Origin of the sequence: Methylobacterium sp. HMF5984 (assembly GCF_045033435.1) — a bacterium.
Taxonomy (GTDB): domain Bacteria; phylum Pseudomonadota; class Alphaproteobacteria; order Rhizobiales; family Beijerinckiaceae; genus Methylobacterium.
Window position 1 is genome coordinate 642,240 of the sequence record NZ_JBJFLN010000001.1, and the last position, 22,067, is coordinate 664,306.

22 protein-coding genes are annotated in these 22,067 nt (G+C 72.8%); 14 read left to right on the top strand and 8 right to left on the bottom strand.

The window, feature by feature from the left end; genetic code table 11:
• The first annotated feature begins 27 nt into the window (after nucleotides 1–27).
• The 6 genes from ACFZ8E_RS03050 to ACFZ8E_RS03075 all read left to right on the top strand — a co-directional run bounded on the left by ACFZ8E_RS03050 (nucleotide 28) and on the right by ACFZ8E_RS03075 (nucleotide 7,172).
• Nucleotides 28–1,446, top strand: coding sequence for a sensor histidine kinase (locus tag ACFZ8E_RS03050; RefSeq protein ID WP_147729508.1), 1,419 nt, complete (start codon nucleotides 28–30; stop codon nucleotides 1,444–1,446).
• Nucleotides 1,447–1,712: 266 nt separating this feature from the next.
• Entirely contained in the window at nucleotides 1,713–3,197 is a 1,485-nt protein-coding gene (ccmI, locus tag ACFZ8E_RS03055; RefSeq protein ID WP_405041990.1) for a c-type cytochrome biogenesis protein CcmI, read from the top strand.
• A 144-nt stretch (nucleotides 3,198–3,341) separates the two neighbouring features.
• Nucleotides 3,342–3,863: a cytochrome c maturation protein CcmE gene (gene ccmE, locus ACFZ8E_RS03060; RefSeq protein WP_405041991.1), complete on the top strand. Its 522-nt coding sequence runs from the start codon at nucleotides 3,342–3,344 to the stop codon at nucleotides 3,861–3,863.
• A 52-nt stretch (nucleotides 3,864–3,915) separates the two neighbouring features.
• Nucleotides 3,916–5,919 carry a heme lyase CcmF/NrfE family subunit gene (locus tag ACFZ8E_RS03065; RefSeq protein ID WP_147842916.1) on the top strand — a complete coding sequence of 668 codons (2,004 nt, stop codon included), beginning with the start codon at nucleotides 3,916–3,918 and terminating at the stop codon, nucleotides 5,917–5,919.
• Nucleotides 5,916–6,386 carry a cytochrome c-type biogenesis protein gene (locus ACFZ8E_RS03070; protein WP_243945585.1) on the top strand — a complete coding sequence of 157 codons (471 nt, stop codon included), beginning with the start codon at nucleotides 5,916–5,918 and terminating at the stop codon, nucleotides 6,384–6,386. The genes ACFZ8E_RS03065 and ACFZ8E_RS03070 overlap by 4 nt, the downstream gene beginning before the upstream one ends.
• A 129-nt stretch (nucleotides 6,387–6,515) precedes the next feature.
• Nucleotides 6,516–7,172, top strand: coding sequence for a glutathione S-transferase family protein (locus tag ACFZ8E_RS03075; RefSeq protein WP_147728451.1), 657 nt, complete (start codon nucleotides 6,516–6,518; stop codon nucleotides 7,170–7,172).
• Between the two features lie 65 nt (nucleotides 7,173–7,237).
• On the opposite strand, the gene leuC is transcribed toward ACFZ8E_RS03075, so the two are convergent.
• Nucleotides 7,238–8,650, bottom strand: coding sequence for a 3-isopropylmalate dehydratase large subunit (leuC, locus tag ACFZ8E_RS03080; protein WP_147728450.1), 1,413 nt, complete (start codon nucleotides 8,648–8,650; stop codon nucleotides 7,238–7,240).
• 156 nt (nucleotides 8,651–8,806) lie between these two features.
• Nucleotides 8,807–9,016: a DUF1127 domain-containing protein gene (locus tag ACFZ8E_RS03085; RefSeq protein ID WP_405041992.1), complete on the bottom strand. Its 210-nt coding sequence runs from the start codon at nucleotides 9,014–9,016 to the stop codon at nucleotides 8,807–8,809.
• A gap of 115 nt (nucleotides 9,017–9,131) precedes the next feature.
• Between ACFZ8E_RS03085 and ACFZ8E_RS03090 the strand changes: the two genes are divergently transcribed.
• The 3 genes from ACFZ8E_RS03090 to ACFZ8E_RS03100 all read left to right on the top strand — a co-directional run bounded on the left by ACFZ8E_RS03090 (nucleotide 9,132) and on the right by ACFZ8E_RS03100 (nucleotide 12,408).
• Nucleotides 9,132–10,472 (top strand): PLP-dependent aminotransferase family protein, encoded by a 1,341-nt coding sequence (locus tag ACFZ8E_RS03090; RefSeq protein ID WP_405041993.1) that lies wholly within the window; start codon nucleotides 9,132–9,134, stop codon nucleotides 10,470–10,472.
• Nucleotides 10,473–10,597: 125 nt separating this feature from the next.
• Nucleotides 10,598–11,551 carry a 2-hydroxyacid dehydrogenase gene (locus tag ACFZ8E_RS03095; protein WP_405044318.1) on the top strand — a complete coding sequence of 318 codons (954 nt, stop codon included), beginning with the start codon at nucleotides 10,598–10,600 and terminating at the stop codon, nucleotides 11,549–11,551.
• Nucleotides 11,548–12,408, top strand: a complete 861-nt coding sequence (locus ACFZ8E_RS03100) for an AprI/Inh family metalloprotease inhibitor (protein WP_405041994.1) — start codon at nucleotides 11,548–11,550, stop codon at nucleotides 12,406–12,408. Before ACFZ8E_RS03095 ends, ACFZ8E_RS03100 begins: the two co-directional genes overlap by 4 nt.
• Nucleotides 12,409–12,450: 42 nt before the next feature.
• Here ACFZ8E_RS03100 and ACFZ8E_RS03105 read toward each other — a convergent pair whose 3' ends face one another.
• Nucleotides 12,451–13,080 (bottom strand): PRC-barrel domain-containing protein, encoded by a 630-nt coding sequence (locus ACFZ8E_RS03105; protein ID WP_405041995.1) that lies wholly within the window; start codon nucleotides 13,078–13,080, stop codon nucleotides 12,451–12,453.
• A 216-nt stretch (nucleotides 13,081–13,296) separates the two neighbouring features.
• Here ACFZ8E_RS03105 and ACFZ8E_RS03110 point away from each other — a divergent pair, with 216 nt between their 5' ends.
• The gene (locus ACFZ8E_RS03110) at nucleotides 13,297–13,863 is read left to right on the top strand and encodes a glutathione peroxidase (RefSeq protein WP_243937263.1); all 567 of its coding nucleotides are present in this window, start codon (nucleotides 13,297–13,299) and stop codon (nucleotides 13,861–13,863) included.
• A 17-nt stretch (nucleotides 13,864–13,880) separates the two neighbouring features.
• Here ACFZ8E_RS03110 and ACFZ8E_RS03115 read toward each other — a convergent pair whose 3' ends face one another.
• Both ACFZ8E_RS03115 and ACFZ8E_RS03120 read right to left on the bottom strand, forming a co-directional pair.
• Nucleotides 13,881–14,486: an NAD(P)H-dependent oxidoreductase gene (locus tag ACFZ8E_RS03115; RefSeq protein ID WP_405044319.1), complete on the bottom strand. Its 606-nt coding sequence runs from the start codon at nucleotides 14,484–14,486 to the stop codon at nucleotides 13,881–13,883.
• A 402-nt stretch (nucleotides 14,487–14,888) separates the two neighbouring features.
• Entirely contained in the window at nucleotides 14,889–15,035 is a 147-nt protein-coding gene (locus ACFZ8E_RS03120) for a hypothetical protein (protein WP_405041996.1), read from the bottom strand.
• A gap of 170 nt (nucleotides 15,036–15,205) precedes the next feature.
• Between ACFZ8E_RS03120 and ACFZ8E_RS03125 the strand changes: the two genes are divergently transcribed.
• Nucleotides 15,206–15,613 (top strand): DoxX family protein, encoded by a 408-nt coding sequence (locus ACFZ8E_RS03125; protein WP_147842910.1) that lies wholly within the window; start codon nucleotides 15,206–15,208, stop codon nucleotides 15,611–15,613.
• Here the strand turns inward: ACFZ8E_RS03125 and ACFZ8E_RS03130 are convergent.
• Nucleotides 15,607–16,797 carry an SMP-30/gluconolactonase/LRE family protein gene (locus tag ACFZ8E_RS03130; RefSeq protein ID WP_405041997.1) on the bottom strand — a complete coding sequence of 397 codons (1,191 nt, stop codon included), beginning with the start codon at nucleotides 16,795–16,797 and terminating at the stop codon, nucleotides 15,607–15,609. The genes ACFZ8E_RS03125 and ACFZ8E_RS03130 overlap by 7 nt on opposite strands.
• 13 nt (nucleotides 16,798–16,810) lie before the next feature.
• Nucleotides 16,811–17,794 (bottom strand): SMP-30/gluconolactonase/LRE family protein, encoded by a 984-nt coding sequence (locus ACFZ8E_RS03135; protein WP_405041998.1) that lies wholly within the window; start codon nucleotides 17,792–17,794, stop codon nucleotides 16,811–16,813.
• A 347-nt stretch (nucleotides 17,795–18,141) separates the two neighbouring features.
• Here ACFZ8E_RS03135 and ACFZ8E_RS03140 point away from each other — a divergent pair, with 347 nt between their 5' ends.
• Nucleotides 18,142–18,843, top strand: coding sequence for a ParA family protein (locus ACFZ8E_RS03140; protein WP_279604110.1), 702 nt, complete (start codon nucleotides 18,142–18,144; stop codon nucleotides 18,841–18,843).
• 29 nt (nucleotides 18,844–18,872) lie between these two features.
• Here ACFZ8E_RS03140 and ACFZ8E_RS03145 read toward each other — a convergent pair whose 3' ends face one another.
• A complete protein-coding gene (locus ACFZ8E_RS03145; protein ID WP_405041999.1) occupies nucleotides 18,873–20,258 on the bottom strand; it encodes a M20/M25/M40 family metallo-hydrolase in 1,386 nt (461 codons plus the stop codon).
• Between the two features lie 270 nt (nucleotides 20,259–20,528).
• Here ACFZ8E_RS03145 and ACFZ8E_RS03150 point away from each other — a divergent pair, with 270 nt between their 5' ends.
• A complete protein-coding gene (locus ACFZ8E_RS03150; RefSeq protein ID WP_147727412.1) occupies nucleotides 20,529–21,056 on the top strand; it encodes a (2Fe-2S)-binding protein in 528 nt (175 codons plus the stop codon).
• Nucleotides 21,053–22,066: an FAD binding domain-containing protein gene (locus ACFZ8E_RS03155; RefSeq protein ID WP_405042000.1), complete on the top strand. Its 1,014-nt coding sequence runs from the start codon at nucleotides 21,053–21,055 to the stop codon at nucleotides 22,064–22,066. The genes ACFZ8E_RS03150 and ACFZ8E_RS03155 overlap by 4 nt, the downstream gene beginning before the upstream one ends.
• The last annotated feature ends 1 nt before the right edge of the window (nucleotide 22,067 follow it).

Below are 22,067 nucleotides of genomic sequence, written 5' to 3' on the forward strand. Positions count from 1 at the left end.
CCGCCCGTGCCGCAGCATGCGCCACCCATGAACGCCGTCCTCAGCCTGTTCTCGCTCCGCCGTCGCTCGATCGCCGTGCGGCTCGCCGTCTCGGCGCTGCTCGCCAGCTCCGCGATCCTGCTGATCGCCGCCTGGATCCTGACGACGCTGTATCGCGAGACCACCGAGCGGGCCTTCGACAGCCGGCTGCTGGTCTTCGCCAACAACCTCGCCACCGACCTCGTCACCCCGAGCGACACCGAGAGCCGGGCCTTCACGCTCGGCGACCCGCGCTTCGACCTGCCGCTGTCGGGCTGGTACTGGCAGGTCGGCAAGCCCGACGCCCGGCCGCGGGACCTGCGCACCTCGCGCTCCCTGGTCGGCGTGCCGTTGAAGCCGGCCACCGATCCCGACGGCAAGGCGGGGGTCGGGCAGATCCGCCAGGGCTACGGGCGGGCGCAGGACGACCGGCTGCTCCGCATCATCGAGCGCGACGTCGACCTCGGCGAGGACGGGCGCTACACCGTGCGCGTCGCCGGCCCCGCCGACGAGATCGTCAACGACGTCGAGCGCTTCCGAAATTCCCTGTTCATGACCTTCGGCCTGCTCGGCCTGTCGCTCGCGCTGACGACCCTGCTGCAGATCCGCTTCGGCCTGGCGCCGCTGAAGAAGATGCGCGCGGCCTTGGGCGCGATCCGGCGCGGCGAGGCCGACCGGATCACCGGCACCTATCCGCGCGACATCGCCCCGCTCACCGGCGAGGTGAACCTCCTGATCGAGACCAACCGCGAGATCCTGGAGCGCGCCCGCACCCAGGTCGGCAACCTCGCCCACGCGCTCAAGACGCCGCTCTCGATCATCGTCAACGAGGTCGGCGCCTCCGACGCCCCGGCCGACCTCGCCGAGAAGATCCGCGAGCAGGCGGCGGTGATGCGCGACCAGGTGAACTACCACCTCGACCGGGCGCGCGCCGCCGCGCTCGCGGGCACGCTCGGGACCTCGACCGACGTCGAGCCGGCGCTCGCCGGCCTGGTGCGGACCTTCGGGAAGATCTATCGCGACAAGGACATCGCCTACGAGGTCCATGTGCCGCCGGGCCTGCGCTTCCGCGGCGAGCGCCAGGATTTCGAGGAGATGGTCGGCAACCTCGTCGACAACGCCTCGAAATGGGCGGCCGGCCGCGTCGCGATCCGGGCCGAGGCGGTGGATGCCCACGATTATCCCCACCTTCTCGTGGCGATCGAGGACGACGGCCCCGGCCTGCCGGAGGAGGCGCGCTCGGCGGTGCTCGGGCGCGGGCGGCGGATGGACGAATCGAAGCCCGGCTCCGGCCTCGGCCTCTCGATCGTCGCCGACCTCGCCACGCTCTATCGCGGCCGCTTCCGCCTCGAGCAGGCGGCGCTCGGCGGCCTGCGCGCCGTGCTCGAGGTGCCGGGCGACGTGCCCAAGGGTGCCGCCGGGCATTGAGCCCTGCGGCCGTGGCGGCGGCCACCCCCGCCCCGTCGCTCCCGTCCCGTCGCCCTTGCCCTGTTTGCTCTCGTCCCGTCCGCCCTTGTCATCGCGAAAAACTTGCGTGACACCGTGACGCCGAGGGCGGGCATCGTGCCGCCCGTGCCCGCTCTCTACCATCAGCGGCACGGCCATTCGGCTCCAGCGGGGGCCGTCTTATCAATCGAAGGGATGGAGCGGCCGCGGCCTCGCCTTGCGCGAACCGGGACCGCTTCGAAGGTGCGATGACGGCGATCTGGTTCATTCTGGCGGGCATGACCGCCGCGGCCGTCCTGGCCCTGCTCTGGCCGATGTCGCGCCGCGTCGCCATCGTCCCCGATGCGGCCGGCACCGTCACCGAGACGGCGTTCTACGAGGACCAGCTCGCCGAGATCGAGCGCGACCTCGATCGTGGGCTGATCGCCCCGGCGGAGGCGGAATCCGCCCGCACCGAGGCCGCCCGCCGGCTCCTGCGCGCGAGCCGCGCGCCGGGCCCCGGAGAGGCGAGCGTGGCCGAGCCGCGCCTGCGCCAGCGCCGCGCGGCCTCGGCCTTCGCGCTCTCGACGATCCCCCTGGTCGCCCTGCTCGCCTACGGCCTCTACGGCTCGCCCGACCTGCCGGCCCAGACGCCGGCCGACCGCCAGGCGGTGCAGTCGGGCGCGCAGGACCTGATGAAGGCCGTCGGCCAGATCGAGGCGCGGCTGGCCGCCGACCCGAACGACGCGCGGGGCTGGGCCGTGCTGGCGCCGGTCTACATGCGGCTCGGGCGGTTCGAGGATGCCGCGCGGGCCTACGCGGCGATCGTCCGGATCAAGGGCGAGACCGCCGAATCCCTGTCCGACTGGGGCGAGGCGATGGTGGCGGCCGGCAACGGCATCGTGCCCGAGGAGGCCAAGGCCGCCCTCACCCGCGCCCTCGCCCTCGACCCGAAGGCGCCCAAGCCCCGCTTCTACCTCGCCCGTGCCGCCGAGCAGAACGGCGACACGGCCGAAGCGATCCGCCAGCTCACCGCCCTGAACGACACGAGCCCAGCCGACGCGCCCTGGCTCGGGCTGGTGCGCGAGAACCTGGCGCGGCTCAAGGGCGAGCCCGCACCGCAATTGTCCGGGACGCCGTCGAAATCCGCCCCCGGGCTGCCGCCCGAGCAGCGCGCCGCGATCCAGGGCATGGTCGACGGCCTCGACGAGCGGCTCGCAGCCAAGGGCGGCAGCGCCGACGAGTGGCTGCGGCTCGCCCGCTCCCGCGGCGTGCTCGGCGAGCCCGAGCGGGCGCAGGCGGTGCTGGAACGCGCCCGCGTCGCGCTGAAGTCCGATCCCGCGGCGCTCGCGAGCCTGGAAGCGGGTGCGCGCGACCTCGGCCTGTCCGGCAGGCCGGCCGATGGCATGGCGCGCGATGGGCGCAGCGCCGCGCCTCCGGCCGCCCTGAACGCCACGACACCCGAATCCCGCGCCGAGACCGAATCGGCGGCCGCCGCGGTGTCGGCGATGCCGCCGGCCGAGCGCGACGCCGCGATCCGCGGCATGGTCGCCGGCCTCGATCGCCGGCTAGCGGCCAAGGGCGGCAGCGTCGACGAGTGGCAGCGCCTGGTGCGCTCCTACAGCGCCCTCGGCGATCCCGAGCAGGCCGGCAAGGTCCTGAGCCGCGCGCGGATGGCGCTCGCCGCCGACCCGGGCGCGGCCGAGAAGCTCGACACCCTGGCCAAGGAGCTCGGCCTTCCGGTCCGCCCCTGACGATCTGTCCCGGCACGGGCGACTTGACCCGGGACGCGTCGCGTCCGACATCCGAGGGACAAGAATGAGGACGGTCCCGCACCGGGCCGACCTCCGTGAGGTCGGCACCGGGGCCGGACCAACCCGCCGGGGACGGACCCACTCGTGACGCGCAAGAGCCGCCGCCTGATCCTGATCGCCGCCTGCGGCGCCGTCCTGGCGCTCGCCGTCGGGCTCATCATGTCGGCGATGAGCGGCTCGATCGTGTTCTTCCGCTCCCCCAGCGAGGTGGCGGCACAGGGCGTCGGGCCGGGCACGCGCTTCCGCCTCGGCGGCCTGGTCAAGGACGGCTCGCTCCAGCGCGGGCCGAACCAGACGGTGGACTTCGCCGTGACCGACACCAACGCCACCGTCCAGGTCCAGTATACCGGCCTTCTGCCCGACCTGTTCCGCGAGGGGCAGGGCGTGGTCGCCGAGGGGACGCTCGAGCCGGGCGGCATCTTCCGCGCCGACATCGTGCTGGCCAAGCACGACGAATCCTACATGCCGCGCGAGGTCGCCGACGCGCTCAAGGCGCAGGGGCGCTGGCAGGAGGGCGGCAAGGACGGCAAGGGCTCCGTGAGAATGGACCCGCCGAAGGCCGCCGACGCCGCGCGCCCGAACCTCGGACCGCGCACCGAGCGCTGAAACCGATGTCCGAACGCCGAAAACCGATGTCATTGACTCGAGGAACCGCCGCTTGATCGTCGAGGTCGGACATTTCGCGTTGGCGCTCGCGCTGGCGCTCTCCCTGGTCCAGTCGGTGATGCCGATCTGGGCCGCCCGCTCGGGCGACGCCGCCCTGCGGCAGGTGGCGACGCCGGCCGCGCTCGGCGCCTTCGCCTGCGTGCTATTCGCGTTCGCCGCGCTGACCTACGCCCACGCCACGTCCGACTTCTCGGTCCAGAACGTGGTCGAGAACTCGCACACGACGAAGCCGTTCATCTACAAGCTCTCCGGCGTCTGGGGGAACCACGAGGGCTCGATGCTCCTCTGGATCCTGATCCTCACCCTGTTCGGCGCGATGGTGTCGGTGGCGCGGGACTCGGTACCGCCGGTGCTGCGGGCCAACACCCTGGCGGTGCAGGGTTTCATCACCTTCGTCTTCGTGCTGTTCGTGATCACCACCTCGAACCCGTTCACGCGGGCGGTGCCGGCGCCGGTGGAGGGCAACGACCTCAACCCGCTGCTGCAGGATTTCGGCCTCGCGGTGCATCCGCCGCTGCTCTACGTCGGCTATGTCGGCTTCTCGATCACCTTCGCCTTCGCCATCGCCGCGCTGATCGACGGGCGCATCGACGCCGTCTGGGCCCGCGCCGTGCGCCCGTGGACGCTGACCGCCTGGAGCTTCCTGACGCTCGGCATCGCGATGGGCAGCTACTGGGCCTATTACGAGCTCGGCTGGGGCGGCTGGTGGTTCTGGGACCCGGTCGAGAACGCCTCGCTGATGCCGTGGATCGCCGGCACGGCGCTCCTGCACTCGACCGTGGTGATGGAGAAGCGCGACGCGCTGAAGGTCTGGACGGTCCTGCTCGCGATCCTCACCTTCTCGCTCTCGCTGCTCGGCACCTTCATCGTGCGCTCGGGCGTGCTCACCTCGGTGCATTCCTTCGCCACCGACCCGACCCGCGGCATCTTCATCCTCGCGATCCTGATCCTGTTCATCGGCGGCTCGCTGACGCTGTTCGCGTGGCGCGCCCCGATGCTGCGGCAGGGCGGCCTGTTCGCGCCGATCTCGCGCGAGGGCGCGCTGGTGATGAACAACCTGTTCCTGGTGGCCGCCTGCGCCACCGTGCTGGTCGGCACGCTCTACCCGCTGCTGCTCGAGATGCTGACGGCGGAGAAGATCTCGGTCGGGCCGCCGTTCTTCAACTACACCTTCGTGCCGCTGGCGATCCCGCTGCTGCTGATCGTGCCGTTCGGGCAGACGCTGGCCTGGAAGCGCGGCGACGCGCTCGCCGCCTCGCAGCGCCTGTTCGCCGCGCTGGGCCTCGCCCTGGCGATCGGCCTCGGCACCCTGGCCTGGACCTGGGGCGGCCCGGCGATGGCACCCGTCGGCGTGGGACTGGGCGCCTACCTCATCGTCGGCTCCGTCCTGGAGATCGTCTCGCGGGCCCGCGGATACGGCAGCAGCCGCACCCGCGCGGTCGGCGTGGTCTGGCGCCGGGCGCTCGGCCTGCCGCGCTCGGCCTGGGGCACGGCCATCGCCCATGCCGGCGTCGGCGTGGTGGTGCTCGGCATTGCGGCGCAGGGCTGGGCCACCGAGGGCCTCGCCACCCTGAAGCCCGGCCAGACGCTGGCCACCGGCCCCTACGTCGCGACGCTCGATCGCGTCGCGCCGCGCCCCGGCCCGAACTACGAGGAGGTCGCGGCCTTCCTCACCATCCGCAACAAGGCCGGCGACGAGATCGGCCGGGTCGACACCGGCAAGCGCTTCTACCCGAGCCGCAAGATGACGGTGACGGAATCGGGCCTGCTCACCCGCGGCGTGAGCCAGGTCTATGCCAGCCTGGGCGAGATCGCGCCCGACGGCAGCATCGGCCTGAGGCTGTACTACAAGCCGCTGGTGCTGCTGATCTGGCTCGGCGCTGTGGTGATGGCCCTCGGCGGCGGCCTGTCGCTGACCGACCGGCGCATGCGCGTCGGGGCGCCCGCCCGCGCCAAGCTCAAGCCGGTTCCCCCGCACGCGGTCCCGGCCGAATGAGCCCCGCGCGCGCGCTCCGCCGCGTCCTGCTCGCCGGCCTCGTGCTCGGGGGGGCGACCGCGGCCCAAGCCGTGCAGCCGGACGAGGTGCTGAAGGACCCCGCCCTCGAGCATCGCGCGCGGGACATCTCGTCGGGCCTGCGCTGCCTGGTTTGCCAGAACCAGTCGATCGACGATTCGGATGCGCCGCTGGCCAAGGATCTGCGGCTGATCGTGCGCGAGCGGCTCAAGGCCGGCGACACCAACCAGGGCGTCGAGAATTACGTGGTGAACCGCTACGGCGAGTTCGTGCTGCTGCGCCCGGTCCTGGCCCTGCATACCGTCCTGCTGTGGCTGACGCCGCTGCTCGCGGTGCTGCTCGGCGGCTTCGGCATCTGGCGCCTGTCGCGCCGGAAGGCGCCGGCGCCGGAGCGCGGCCTGTCCGCCGCCGAGGAGGCCGACGTCGCGGCGCTGCTCCGCCGGGAGTGATCCGCGCGCCGTGGCGTTTCCCGGACGTCCGGCGCATGATGCGCGCCGGCGGATTCGAGACGGCGCGTTCGAAACGGCACGAGTCTTGGATCCGCCTTTCGCGAGAAGAACCCGCGAAGGGGAACGCGCATGGCCACGGCGACTCTCACCATCTCGAGCCGGAACTACTCGTCGTGGTCGCTTCGCGGCTGGCTGATCTGCAAGATGGCCGGTCTCGACTTCGAGACCGAGGTGCTGCCCGGCGGCGACGAGACCTCCCGCGCCGAGCTCCTCCACCTGTCGCCCTCATTCCTCGTGCCCCGCCTGCACCACGAGGGCATCGTGGTGTGGGACACGCTGGCGATCGCGCAATACCTCAACGAGACCTTCCCCGAAGCCGGCTTCCTGCCGAAGGACGCCGCCGCGCGGGCGCATTGCCGCTCGATCAGCGGCGAGATGCATGGCGGGTTCATCAACCTGCGCTCGGCCCTGCCGATGAACCTGAAGGCCTTCCACCCGCGCTTCCGGGTGTTCAACGGCGCCAGGGGCGACATCGAGCGCATCGTCACGATCTTCGACGATTGCCTCGCCCGCTACGAGGGCCCGTTCCTGTTCGGCGAGCGCCCGACGCTGGCCGACGCGATGTACGCCCCGGTCTGCACCCGCTTCCGCACCTACGACGTGACCCTGCCGCCGCGCGCCACCGCCTACCGCGACGCGATCCTGCACTGGCCGCTGATGGTCGAGTGGGCGGAGGCCGCCGCCGAGGAGCCGGAGGAGATCGAAGAGCTCGACATGGAGTTCTGAGGACGGGCTTCTTCCCTCCCCCGCAGAGGGGGGAGGGGAGGTCGCGCGCGAACCTGCCGAAGTGCCTACCCCTTCGGCCAGGCCCGGATGTCGACGAAGCGGCCGGCCACCGCCGCCGCCGCGGCCATGGCCGGGGAGACGAGGTGGGTGCGGCCGCGATGGCCCTGGCGGCCCTCGAAGTTGCGGTTCGAGGTCGAGGCGCAGCGCTCGTTCGGGCTGAGGCGGTCGGCGTTCATGCCGAGGCACATCGAGCAGCCCGGCTCGCGCCAGTCGAAGCCGGCGGCCTTCAGCACCGCGTCGATCCCCTCGGCCTCGGCCTGCGCCTTCACCAGCCCGGAGCCCGGCACCACCATCGCCGAGACGCCGGCGTGGACCTTCTGGCCCGCGACCATCTTGGCGACGATGCGCAGGTCCTCGATCCGGCCGTTGGTGCAGGAGCCGATGAACACCCGGTCGAGGGTGATGTCGGTGATCTTGGTGCCCGGCGTCAGCCCCATGTAGGACAGCGCCTTCTCCTTCGAGGCGCGCTTGTTCTCGTCGAGGATCGTCGCCGGATCGGGCACCGAGCCCAGCACCGAGATCACGTCCTCGGGGCTCGTGCCCCAACTCACGATCGGCGGCAGGCTCGCGGCGTCGAGCCGGACCTCGCGATCGAAATGCGCGCCCTCGTCGCTGACGAGGCTCTCCCAATAGGCGCGGGCCCGTGCGAAGGCCTCGCCCTTCGGCGCCATCGGCCGGCCCTCGCAATAGGCGTAGGTCGTGGCGTCGGGCGCGACGAGGCCGGCGCGCGCGCCGCCCTCGATCGACATGTTGCAGATCGTCATCCGGCCTTCCATCGACAGCGCGCGGATCGCCTCGCCCGCATATTCGATGACGTGGCCGGTGCCGCCGGCGGTGCCGATCTCGCCGATGATCGCGAGCACGATGTCCTTGGCGCTCACGCCGGCCGGCAGCGCGCCGTCGACGGTGACGCGCATGTTCTTGGCTTTCTTCTGCAGCAGCGTCTGCGTGGCGAGCACGTGCTCGACCTCCGAGGTGCCGATGCCGTGGGCCAGCGCCCCGAACGCGCCGTGCGTCGAGGTGTGGCTGTCGCCGCAGACGATGGTCTGGCCGGGCAGGGTGAAGCCCTGCTCGGGGCCGATGATGTGGACGATGCCCTGGCGGCGATCGAGCGCGTCGTAGAACTCGATGCCGAAATCCTGGACGTTCTGCGCCAGCGCCTCGAGCTGGATCCGGCTCTCCGGGTCCTCGATGCCCTTGGAGCGGTCCGAGGTCTGGACGTTGTGGTCGACCACCGCCAGCGTCTTCTCCGGGGCGCGCACCGTGCGGCCGGCCACGCGCAGGCCCTCGAAGGCCTGCGGGCTCGTGACCTCGTGGACGAGGTGCCGGTCGATGTAGAGCAGCGTCGAGCCGTCGGCCTCGACGTCGACGACGTGGTCGTCCCAGATCTTGTCGTAGAGGGTGCGCGGGCTCGTCATGGCTCTGGTCGCTTCGCGGCGTGTCTGTGGCCGGCCTCTAGCCGGCGCGGAGGTCTTTAGTAAGGTTCGAAACGCGATTTCGGAAGTGCTCGCCGGCCGGCCGCCGCAAATGGCTGACCGGCATCGGCTGCAGGGGTGGCGGCCGGCCGCCTCCGGTCACGGCCGCCAGAACGGCTTGTCGGCCTCCGCGCGGACGGCACGGCGGTCGAGGCCGGCGTCGCGAAGCTGGTCGTCCCGCAGGCCGGCGAGTTCGCGGCGCGCCCGGTGGCGCCGGATCCAGGTCCGCACCACGGACGGATCGAGACCGAAGATCCGCCAGCGGTCGGAGGCAGGTGGCGACTGGGGTAGGGCCGTGACGGCGGGCATGATCAGCGGTCCGAAGCGGGGAGGGGAAAGCGATCCGGCCGGGATTGCCCGGGCAGGATTGAACCGATACGAACCTCGGTTCAATGTGTTTATTGGCCTCGGATCAATTTGGCGTATGACCGATTATCGGAGCGTCGCCGACGCGGTCGCGGCTGAGATCGCCAGCGGGCAGATCAAGCCGGGCCATCGCCTGCCGCCGCAGCGCGCCTTCGCCTACGAGCGCGGCATCGCGGTCTCGACGGCGAGCCGCGTCTACGCCGAGCTGGCCCGGCGTGGCCTCACCCTCGGCGAGGTCGGGCGCGGCACCTACGTCCGCTCGGACCTGAGCGCTCCGGTCCGGATGCAGCCGGAGCCGGCCCCGGGCGCGGTCGACCTCCAGCGTACCCATTCCAACCTGCCGGAACAGGACGTCGTGCTGACCGAGGGGCTGGCCGCCCTCTCGCGGGCCGGCGCCACGGGCGCGGCCCTGAACCAGTACGGACCGGCGGGCACGCCCCGGGCGCGGGCCGTCGCCGCCCGCTTCCTCGCACGCGGCGATTTCGCCCCCGATCCCGACGGCGTCCTGTTCACCGGGAACGGGCGGCAGGGCTTGGCCGCGGTCCTGGCGGCGCTGGCGCGGCCCGGGGACCGCATCGGCTGCGAGCCGCTGACCTATCCGGTGGTGAAGGGCATCGCCGCCCGCCTCGGGATCGCCCTCGTCCCGCTCGCCCTCGACGCGGAGGGCATCCGGCCCGACGCGATCCTGCAGGCGCATCGCGCCGCCCCCTTGAGCGGCCTCTACCTCCAGCCGACCCTGCAGAACCCCCTCGGCCTCACCATGGGGCCGCATCGCCGGTCCGAGATCGCGGCGGTGCTGGCCCAGACAGGCCTCGTCGCGATCGAGGACGCGGTCTACAGCTTCCTCTCGGATGCGGTGCCGCTGGCGGCCCGGGCGCCGGGCCGGACGATCGTGATCGACAGCCTGTCGAAGCGCGTCATGCCGGGGCTGACGGTCGGCCTGATCGCGTCGCCACCCGATTGGACCGACCGCCTCTCGGCCTCCGTCCGCCAGGGCGGATGGGCCGCGACCGGGTTTCCGCTCGCCGCCGGAACCCACTGGATGGGCGACGGCTCCGCCGTGCGGCTCGCCGTGGTCAAGCGCGCGGATGCGGTCGCGCGGCAGAACCTGGCCCGCGACTGCCTGGGCGACCTGTCGATCGGCGGCGACCCCTGTGCCTATCATCTCTGGCTCGACCTGCCCGAGACCTGGCGCGCCGAGGCCTACGCGGCGGCGGCCCTGCGGCAGGGCATCGCCATCACGCCGGCCTCGGCCTTCGCCATCGTCCCGGGGCATGCCCCGAACGCCGTGAGGCTCGCGCTCGCCGCGCCGCCGCGCGACGACCTGCGCCGCGCCCTCACGGCGCTGCGCCGCCTGGTCGATGCGCGCGACGACCAGATGATCGACGAGATGGGATAGCCTGGACCCGGAGCCGCGCGGCCCGTACGGCCTTGTCGCCACCGCATGGGGCGCCCATCATCGCGCCGGAACCACGCCCCGACGGCGCCAGGAGCCGACCTTTGAGCCTTCGACCCGAACTCCTGATGCTGAAGCCGATGCTTGCGAGCGTCGGCGAGGCGTTGACGCCCGCCTTCGACCTGCATCGGCTCGACGCCGCGACCGACCGCGACGCGTTCCTCGCCGAGGTCGGCCCACGCATCCGCGGCCTCGCCGTCAACGCCCAGGCCAAGGTCGACGGGCCGCTGCTGGACCGGCTGCCCAACCTGGAGATCGTCGCCAATTTCGGGGTCGGCTACGACACCATCGATGCGGCCGAGGCCGGGCGGCGCGGCGTCGTCGTCACCAACACGCCGGACGTGCTCACCGACGAGGTCGCGGACCTGGCGATCGGCCTGCTGCTCGCCACGGTGCGGCAGATCCCGCAGGCGGACCGGTATCTGCGCGCCGGGCGCTGGCCGGAGAAGCCGTTCCCGCTCACGGCGTCGCTGCGCGGGCGCCGGGTCGGCATCCTCGGGCTCGGGCGGATCGGGCGGGCGATCGCGAGGCGGCTCGAAGGCTTCGGCGTCGCGGTCGCCTATCACGGGCGGCGCCCGCAAGGCGACGTGCCCTACGCCTATCATCCGACCCTGGTCGGGCTGGCGCAGGCCGTCCACGTGCTGATGGTGGTGGCGCCGGGCGGCGCCGGCACGGACGGCCTGGTCGATGCCGCGGTGCTCGCCGCCCTCGGGCCGGAGGGCCTCCTGATCAACGTCGCCCGCGGCAGCGTGGTGGACGAGGCGGCGCTGGTCGCGGCGCTGGAGGCCGGCACGATCCACGCGGCCGGCCTCGACGTCTTCGCCGCCGAGCCGCACGTGCCGGAGCGGCTCGTCGCCCTCGACCGGGTGGTGCTGCTGCCGCATGTCGGATCGGGCACGCACGAGACCCGCGCCGCCATGGGGCAACTCGTCGTCGACAACCTGATCTCGTGGTTCGAGGGCCGCGGGCCGCTCACGCCGGTGGCGGAGACGCCCTGGCCGGCGGCGGGCGCCCGGGCATGAATCCGGCCCGGAACACCGTCTGCCTGCGGCTGGCCGCCGGGGCCTGGCTCGCGCTGGTCGGCGCGGCCGCCGGGCAGGATGCTCCCGCCCCGTCCGCTCCTCCGGCCGTGCCTGCATCCGAGCCTCCGGCCGCGCCCGCACCCTTCGCGATCACCCTGCCCGAGGGGCGCGGCGGCGTGCCCGGCACCTGGGACCTCTCGCGCGACGGCACCAACCGGCGCTGCGTGATGACGCTGGCCTCCGAATCCGGCGAGGCCGGGCAGAAGGTGTACTTCCCGGCCGGGTGCCGGCGGTCGGTGCCGGTGGTGGGCGCGGTCGCCGGCTGGCTCTTCGCCGACGGCGTCGTCCGCCTCGTCGACCGCAACGTCCGCCCGGTGCTGGCCTTCGCCAAGCGGCTCGACCAGCGCAGCTACGTCGCCACCGCCGAGGCGGGCGAGAGCTACAGCCTGGTGCCCCTCGAGATCGCGGCGATGCGCGCGTCGAGCCCCCTCGACCCGACGGCGATCGCCGCGGCGCCGCCCGAGGCCGCGCCCGATCCGGTGCCGGCGCAAGCTCCGCGGTCGGCCCCGGGGCCCGGGGCGCCGGCGGGGATCTACGCGCTCGACCGCCTGCTCAACCGCGACGTCTGCCGCCTCGATCTCGGCGACGGGCCGGGTGCGCCGGTGCGCCTCCTCCCGGGCTGCCGCGACAGCGGGATCGAGGTGTTCGATCCGGCGACGTGGCGCACGAGCGAAGGCCGCATGACCCTGGTGGCCAAGCGCGGGCACGTGGTGAACCTCGTGCCCGCCGGCGACGGAACCTGGCGGCGCGACCCGGAGACCGGCGTCGCCTTCGTGCTCCGCCGGGTCGCGCCCTGAGGCTTGCCGCCGCCGGGCTCGTCCGCTGCTCGCGACGGGCCTTTACTTGGCAGCGTCCGCCTTACCGGCATCGTCCTTCGGCTTCTCCTTGCCGAGGTAGATGTATTCCGGCGCCGCGCGGAGCTGGTCCTTGTCGGTGTTGATCATCGCCCGCAGCGCCTTGCCGTCGACGCGCTGCAGATGCATCGCGCTCGGGTCGACCGCGACGTACTTGGTGCCGATCCCGAGGAAGCCGCCGACGCCGACGACCCAGGCCTTCACCTTGCCGTCGAAGCCGATCACCACGTCGGCGATCTCGCCGATGGTCTCGTTGGCGCCGTTGATGATGGTCTGGCCGACGAGCTTCGAGCTGACCATGTCGTCGGGCGACTGCGCGACGAAGGTCGGCCGCAGGTTGTCGGTGAAGGTCGCGGGCTGCCCCGGCACCGCCTCGACCGGCTTCATCGGCGCCGCCGACGCGTCGGGCTTCACCGGATCGGGCTTGACGGAGTCGGGCTTGACGACGTCGGGCTTGGGCGCATCCGGCGAGGCCGTCGCCGGCTTCTCGGGCGGCACGGCCTGGGTGCCCGGCGCGGCCGTGGTCGGGGACGACGTCTGCGCGAGCGCGAGGCTCGGTCCCAGGGCGGTCGTGCCCAGGGTGAGGAGGACCGTTCCGGCAATCAGGCTGCGCATCGCGTCTCGTCTTTCCATCGTCGCCCCGAGCCCGATCCGGCCCGGGGTCTACAGTGAAGCTCCCCCGCAAAAGGCCCGCCGCATCAGAAGGTTCCACCGTGCCCGCGTGGTGCGCCGGCTCCGGAAAACGCGCGGGGCCCGCCCTGGACCTCGCGGCCGCGTGCGCCATCTGGTCGTGGGCCGAGCCCGCGACCGCTCCGGAGGCCGTACCCGCCCATGACCCTGCTCCGCCGCGAAGCCCTCACCCTCCTCGGTGCGGCCATGGGTGCCGCCGCCGGCAGCGCCCACGCCCTCGATGCCGGGACGCGCGCCACCGCCTTCGCCTTCGACGGGCCGGAGGGCGGGGCGATGCCGCTGTCGGCCTATGCCGGGCGGCCGATCCTGGTGGTCAACACCGCCACCGCCTGCGGCTATGCCGGGCAGCTTACCGGGCTGCAGACGCTGTGGACGCGCTTCCAGGAACGCGGGCTGACGGTGATCGGCGTGCCCTCGCCGGATTTCGGCAACCAGGAGCCCCTCGACGGCGCCGCCATCGCCGAGGCCGCCCGCAAGAACCACGGCGTCACCTTCCCGCTCACCGCCAAGACGCGGGTGAAGATGCCGGGCGCCCACCCGTTCTACCAATGGGCGGCGCTGGAGAAGCCCGGCGAGACGCCGCGCTGGAACTTCCACAAGTACCTCGTGGCCCGCGACGGAACGCTGGCCGCCGCCTTCGCGACCCAGGTCGAGCCGACCGACCCGCGGGTGATCAGCGCGATCGCCGCGGCGCTCGACAAGGCTTGAGCGTCACGGCCTGAGGCTCACGCCGCCGGCGCCTTCTCCCGGTCGGCCCCGCGCGACACCTTCAGCAGCGCGTCGAGCTCGCGTCCTGCCGCCTCGATGCGCGCGGCCACGGTCGCGTCAGCGACGACGCCGTCCGCGATCTCGTCGCCGCCGGCATAGACCGAGGTCGGCGCGATGTGCGCGGAGAAGAACCCGAACAGCGGCCGGAGCGAGTGCTCGACCACCAGCGCATGGCGCAGGCCGCCCCCCGTGGCGGCGAGCGCCACCGGCATGCCGACGAGGGCCTCGGCGTCGACGAAATCGAACACGTGCTTGAACAGGCCGGAATAGGCGCCCTTGTAGACCGGCGTCCCGACGATCAGCGCGTCGGCCCCCTCGATCGCCGCGACCAGCGCCTCGGCCGCCGGCGGGAGGCCGTCGCGCGTGAGCGCGCCGAGGCCCGGCCCGGCATCGATCAGGTCGATCACGCTCAGGTCGATGCGGCGACGGCGGCCGAGCTGCGCGCCGATCGCCTCGACGAGCGTGCGGGTGCGCGAGGGCCGGTTGATGCTCGCCGAGAACGCGACGACGCGGGGCAGGGGCACGGATGGAACCTCGGGACTCGCCGGAGCGCCCCGGCCCATGGAGGCCGGCGGCGCGATCGGTCCGTTGTGACCGGTCCGGCGACGCTTGGGAACCACCGCGGGCCGCGACTCCGGCACCGTGTCAGGGCCTGTCCGTCCGCTCCCTGGGGGCCCCGACGGAAGACCCGAGGTCATGGCGCCGGTCCTTCGAGCGCGGGGGACGATCCGGCGGAGCGCCGGATCGGAGGCTGAGGACGGCGCCCACGAGACCGGGACCGGTCGGCCCGTGCTTCGGGCCGAAGCCGCGCAGCCGCCGGAACCGGACCGCGCAGGGGGGGCGAGCCGGTGCGCAGGGCGACGACCGCCTCGATGCGGTCGACATCCGATAAGGATCGCGACGTCGACCAGCGCCGGCCGCCACAGCCGCGGCGCGACCGCCCACGCGATGCCGAGCGTGCCCGCTCAGGCGGAGAACGGCTCCGGTCCGCCCGCCGCACGCTCCTTGGCCCGTGCCATCGGGGCGGTTCGTAGCGGGACGCCGAAGGCGATGTGCTTCGCGATCGTCGTCACCGCGAGCGCCGCCGGCGTCGAGACCGGAACCAGCGGCATCGTTCCCCCGAGCGTCGCCCCAGGCCGGAAGCGTTGCACGCGCCGGTTGGCATCTCCTGAACCGGCGCGGGCGCGCGGGCGGCGTTCCGTTCCGCAAATGCGAAAGCTTGACAGGCGGGGCGAAGTCCTCGCGATGGTGCCTCCCCGAAGCGTCGGAGACCGGTCCGCCCATGAACTCGCTCGTCCCGCGCCTGAACGGCTACGCGCCCTACGCCCTGTCGCTGCTGCGCGCGGTGACCGGCCTCGTGTTCCTGCAGCACGGCACGCAGAAGTTGCTCGGGCTTCCGCCGCGGACGATGCCGGCGCCCGAGCTGCTCTCGCTCGCCGGTGCCGCGGGCCTGCTCGAGCTGGTCGGCGGCACGCTGATCGTCCTCGGGCTGTTCACCCGGCCGGTCGCGTTCCTGCTGTCGGGCCAGATGGCGGTGGGCTACTTCCTCGTCCACGCGCCGAAATCGCCGTTTCCGGCGGTGAACGGGGGCGATGCCGCGATCCTGTTCTGCTTCGTGTTCCTCTACCTCGTCTTCGCGGGCGCCGGCCCCTTGAGCGTGGACGCCGCCCGCGCCGGCCGCCGCTACTGAGCGAGGCCGTCGACCGGGTCGGCATCGATCCGCACCCGCAGGATCGCGTAGGGCGGCTCCTGCAGGTCGCGGCCGTGGTTGTACTCGGGCCGGCGGTTCACCTGGGCGGCCGAGATGTAGAGCCAGCGGTCGGCGGTGATCCAGAACGTGTCCGCCCAGATCAGCCGCGGATCGGAGGCGATCACGGTGATCGTCCCGTCGGGGTCGCGCCGCCCGACGGCGTTCTGCTCCTGCAGGCTGAGATAGACCCGGTCCTTGGAATCGGTGGTGAGGCCGCCGGTCATCCCCTTCTCGCCGAGGTCCTTCACGGTCGCGGCCACCTCGGCATCCGAAACCTTCGGGTCGAGCAGGCCTGCCGTCTCGACCGAATACAGCCGGCGCGCCATCAGCGGCGCGTAGTACAGGCGGCTGCCGTCGGGGCTGAGCGCGATGCCGTTGGCGCCGCCCTTCGGGTGCTGCGGCGGGCTGTCGCCCTTGGTCTGCATCACCGGGCGCTCCTCGACGAACTTCACCACCCCCTTCTGCGACTTGGTGCTGGCATGCTCGGCCAGCCGCCGCGCCACCTGGCCGGTGGCGAGGTCGACGGCGAGGATCGCCCCGTCCTCCCCCTGGCCCTGGTCGGTGATGTAGGCGCGCTGGCGCCCAGGCCTGATCTCGACGCGCAGGTCGTTCAGCGACGAGGTCGGCACGATGCCGGCCTCGAGCGGGATCATGCGGACGATGCGGTTCGTCGCCAGGTCCATCTGGACGAGCTTCGCCCCGCCCGGCACCGGCGCGCCCTTGCCCTCGGGCAGGCCGGAATCGAGCAGCCACAGGCTGTCGTCGGGGGCGAAGACGCCGTTCGGAACGTGGAAGAACGTCGCCTGCGGCCGGCCCGCGTCGGGGGTGTTGGTGGCCTGGTCGGGATAGGGCTTCACCGAGCCGTCGGGCAGCACCTCGCCGACGGTGACCGTCTCCTTGCCGGTGAAGCGGGGCATCATCACGAAGACGCGGCCCCCGTGCGAGATCGCCAGGCCCGTCGGCGTCGAGGGCGCGTGCGCGGCGAGCGCCAGTTCCATCCGCGGCGCGGTCCGGCTCGCCACCGCGGTGCCGCCCGGCGCGGGCGAGCCCGTCTCGGCCGCGGCCGCGGGCAGGGCGAGGGCGGCGAGGCCGCCGGCGAGGAGGTGGCGTCGGACGAGGGGCATGGAGCTTACCGTTTCAGCCGCGAGGCGCGACGCGCAGGTCGATGGCGAGGATGGCGTGGCCGGCGGCGACGAACAGCCGCCGCCCGTCCGATCCGCCGAAGGCGAGGTTCGCGGCCGGCGTCGGCGTGGCGATGCGGCCGAGCGGCGTGCCGTCGGGAGCGAAGATGCGGATGCCGTCGCCGCAGGCGGCGTAGACCCGCCCGGCGCCGTCGACCTTCAGGCCGTCGGGCACGCCGGCCTCGATCGGCGCGAAGGTCCGCGGCGGCCCGAGCCGGCCGTCCGCGCCGACGGAGAACGCCATCACGGCCCGGCCGGCCTCGGGGTTGAGCGACGCGCCGGATTCGCTGACGTAGAGGGTGCGCCCGTCGGGTGCGAAGGCGAGGCCGTTCGGCTGGTCGAGGGCGTCGGTCATCGCCTCGACCTTGGCCGCCGGCGTGCCCGGCGCGGTGATCCGGTAGACGCGGCGCGCGCCCTGCTCGGGCTCGGCCAGGATGCCCTCCTCGGGCTGGGTGATGCCGAAGACCGGGTCGGTGAACCACACCGCCCCGTCGGCGGCGACCACCGCGTCGTTGGGCGAGTTTAAGCGACTGCCGGCGAAGGCGTCCGCCAGCACGATCTTCGTCCCGTCCGGCTCGCGCCGCACCACCCGCCGGGTGCGGTGCTCGCAGGTAATCAGCCGCCCCTGCCCGTCGAGCGTGTTGCCGTTGCCGTTCTCGGAGGGGTCGAACAGGGTTTTCACCGACCGGTCGTCGGCGAGCACGCGGATGCGGTTGGCCTTGGTGTCGCTGAACACCAGCCCGCCGAGCCCGGGTGCCCAGCACGGCCCCTCGCACCAGCGCCCGTCGTCGAACAGCGTCCGGATCGGGGCGGCGGGATCGATCAGGGCGTCGAGCCGCGGATCGTCGACCCGCACCACCGCGCCCGCTGCCCGCACCGTCGAGGCCGCGAGCAGGCCGAGGCCGGCCGCGAGGACGACGCGTCTGTGAAGGTTCGGCATGGCATTCCAAGGACCCGAGCCCATCACCCGGGACCGGGTGAACGCCCAAGGCCCGCAAGCGATCCCGGATCCGATCCGCGCCCGCATCCGGGACCGACGCGTGCCGCGCGGACCTTCGGAATGCGTGGGGATCCTCGGGCTGGCGGTCGTGCGCATTCGGCATGGCCGACGGGCGAGAACCGCTGGCCTATCCGACTATCCTCCCATAAGCACCTCCCTACGGACAGGTGACGGAATGGATTCCTGTGGCGGATCGGTCCCACCTCGCTCGCCTCCGCGAAGGTCGCGGACGGCCGCGGAGCACGACCGCGCCGCGCATGGATCGAGATCGAACGGGCGGGACGCACATGGCCCTCGAAGGATCCCACCCGCATCCGCCGATCGGGAGCGGCCTTCTGCGGCCCCGGGTCGTGGCCGTCGCGGTGCAGAAGGGCGGCACCGGCAAGACGACGCTCGCAGCCTCGTTGGCCGTCGCCGCGGCGGAGGCGGGCGAGCGCGTGATCGCCCTCGACCTCGATCCGCAGGGCTCTCTCGCGTCCTGGGGGGCGATGCGCGCGACGGGCTCGGTCGCGGTCGACCGCATCCAGCCCTGGGAGATCGGGCAGCTCGACGACGTCCTCGTTCAAGCCGCCGACGACGGCGCGACGCTCGCCGTGGTCGATACCGCGGGCGCCATGGCCGGGGTCGCCCACGCCTTGCGGATCGCCGACCTGGTCTTGATGCCGGTGCGTCCCTCCCGCCTCGATCTCATCGCGGCCGGGCCTACGCTGCAGGCCCTGGTCGGCCTGGGGATGCGGCGGAAGCTGGCCTTCGTGCTGAACCAATGCCCGCCGCCGCCATCGCCGCGGACGGAGGCCTATGCCGTGCAGATGCGGACGCTCGGCGTGCTCGCCGAGCCGAGCATCATCCAGCGGGTCGACCACCAGGATGCCCTGGCCATGGGCCTCGGCGTCACCGAGTGCGCCCCGGGGGGCCAGGCCGCCGCCGAGATCCGCGCGCTCTGGGCGTGGATCGACGCGAAGATGGGGCATCCGGTGCCGGCAGCCTGACCCCGTGCCCCGCCGCGCGCGCGCGGGGGTCAGCCCCGTCCGAGCGCCGACAGGATGCGCGCCCACGAGCGCGTGCCCTTGTGGAAGCTGCGCAGGTCGTACTTCTCGTTCGGCGAGTGGATGCGGTCGTCGTCGAGGCCGAAGCCGATCAGCAGGGTGTTGCGGCCGAGCAGGCGCTTGAAGTCGCCGACGATCGGGATCGAGCCGCCGGCGCCCACCGTCACCGCGGGCACGCCCCACTCGTCGGCGAGCGCGGCGCGGGCGGTCTCGAGCTCCGGCATGTCGAAGGGCAGGCTGATCGCGCGCGAGCCCTTGTAGCAGATCACGTTCACCGAGCAGTCGGCCGGGATGCGCTCGCGCACGAAGGCCTCGAAGGTCTCCGCGAGCGTCTGCGGGTCCTGGTCGTCCACGAGGCGGAACGAGACCTTGGCGCTTGCCTTGCCGGCGATCACCGTCTTGGTGCCCTCGCCGGTGTAGCCGCCGATGATGCCGTTGACGTCGCAGGCCGGCCGGGACTGCACCAGCTCGATCAGCAGCCGGCCGCGCTCGCCGGCCGGCTCCGACAGGCCGATCGGGCCGAGGAACTTCTCGGGGGTGAAGTCGAGGCCGCGCCACTGCTCCAGCACCTCGGGCGGGCGCTCGTGCACCCCGTCGTAGAAGCCCGGCAGGGTCACCCGGCCGTCGGCGTCGTGCAGGTCGGCGAGGATGCGCGACAACACGTGGATCGGGTTGCGCGCCGCGCCGCCGAAGAAGCCCGAATGCAGGTCGCGGTCGGCGCAGGTCACCTCGACCTCGAAGTACGCGAGCCCGCGCAGGGACGAGGTGATCGCCGGCGTCGTCGGGTTCCACATGGAGGTGTCGCAGACCAGCACGACGTCGGCACCGAGCCGGTCCTTGTTCTGCGCCACCCATTCGGGCAGCCCCTGCGAGCCGTTCTCCTCGGCGCCCTCGATCAGGATCGTGACCGCGCAGGGCAGCTCGGCGTTCATCGCCAGATGCGCCCGGCAGGCCTCGACGAAGGTCATCACCTGGCCCTTGTCGTCCGAGGCGCCGCGGGCGACGATGGTCTTGTTGCCCTTGGCGTCGGTGGCGATCCGCGGCTCGAACGGCGGCGTCTCCCACAAGGCCAGCGGATCGACCGGCTGCACGTCGTAGTGCCCGTAGAACAGCACGTGCGGCGCCCCCGGCTTCGGCTTGTGCGCCAGCACCACCGGATGGAGCGAGGTCTCCTCCACCGAGGTCTCGAACCCGAGCGCCGTCAGGTCCGCGGCGAGCCAGGCCGCCGCCTCGCGGCACGGGCCGGCATAGGCTGGATCGGTGGAGATCGACGGGATCCGCAGGAAGGCGAACAGGCGCTCCAGGGCGTTGTCGAGATCCTTGTCGATGTCGTTGAGGACGGAATCGAGGGCGGCCATCGGGGCTCCTGGGACGGTTCGGCTGTCCGGCCCAGGGTTAGCCGAGGCGTGCGCAAACGGAAACCGTTTCGCCCGCAGCGCGATCGCCCGCCCCGGGGAACAGCCGCAGATTGGAACCGTTATCGGGAGGAACGGCGGCCGAGGCGCAGCCTGGCCGGACGCAAGTCCTGCGACACGTCCCGCGACCCGTCGCGAGACCGGGCGGTGCCCGACGTCGGTCGCCCTCCCCCGCGCGGTTCGTGCGGAAACCCCTTTTTCTTGGAACGCCCCATGCTCATCGAAAGCGGCTCGCCCGTCGCGGCGGACAACCGGATCGGCATCCGCCTCACCATCAACGGCCAGCCGCGCGAGCTTCAGGTCGCGCCCTGGACCACCCTGCTCGACCTGCTGCGCGAGCACCTCGACCTCACCGGCACCAAGAAGGGCTGCGACCACGGCCAGTGCGGCGCCTGCACGGTGCTGGTCGACGGCACGCGGGTGAATTCCTGCCTGGCGCTGGCGGTGATGAAGGACGGGGCCGAGATCACCACCGTCGAGGGCCTCGCCGGCATCGCCAACGCGGGCGCCGGCTCGAACGGGCTCCACCCGATCCAGGAGGCCTTCATCGAGCACGACGCGTTCCAGTGCGGCTACTGCACGCCCGGCCAGCTCTGCTCCTCGGTCGGCCTGATGAACGAAGGCCACGCCCACTCGCGCGACGAGATCCGCGAGGCGATGAGCGGCAACATCTGCCGCTGCGGCGCCTACACCAACATCGTCGACGCGATCGAGGACGTGATGCAGGGGGAAGCCCGATGAACCGCTTCGACTACGTCCGCGCCGACACCGTGGCCGAGGCGGTCCAGGCCTTCGCCGCCGCGCCCGGGGCCCGCTTCATCGCGGGCGGCACCAACCTGATCGACCTGATGAAGTACGACGTCGAGCGGCCCAGCCGCCTCGTCGACATCACCCGCCTGCCGCTCGGCGAGATCGTCGAGCACGACGGCGGCCTGCGCCTCGGCGCGCTGGCGACGAACGCCACCGTCGCCTACGACGCGCGCGTCCGCGCCCGCTACCCGCTGCTGTCGAACGCGATCCTGGCCGGCGCTTCGGCGCAGCTGCGCAACGCCGCCTCGACCGGCGGCAACCTGCTCCAGCGCACCCGCTGCTATTATTTCTACGACACGTCCACGCCGTGCAACAAGCGCCAGCCCGGTTCCGGCTGCCAGGCGATCGGCGGCGTCACCCGCATCCACGCGATCTTCGGCACCAGCCCGAGCTGCATCGCGACGCACCCTTCCGACATGTGCGTGGCGCTGGCCGCGCTGGAGGCGGTGGTGCAGGTGAGCGGGCCGGACGGCGACCGGGCGATTCCCTTCTCCGAGTTCCACCGCCTGCCGGGCGACGCCCCGGAGCAGGACACCACGCTGAAGCCCGGCGAGATCGTCGTGGCGGTCGACCTGCCCGAGCGCGATTTCGGCCAGCACGTCACCTACCTGAAGCTGCGCGACCGGCTCTCCTACGCCTTCGCGCTGGTCTCGGTCGCCGCCGCCCTCGAGCTCGACGGCGACACGGTTCGGACCGCCCGCCTCGCGCTCGGCGGCGTCGCCCACAAGCCCTGGCGCAACCGCGAGGCCGAGGCGCTGCTGCAGGGCAAGCCCGCCACCCGCGAGAGCTTCCAGGCGGCGGCCGACCTGATCGTGGCCGAGGCCCAGCCGCAGGCGGGCAACGCCTTCAAGGTCGAGCTGGCGCGGCGCGCCATCGTGCGCGGCCTGGAGCAGGCCGCCGCCGGCACGCCGCAATCGATCACCGACAAGCGCATCCAGTGAG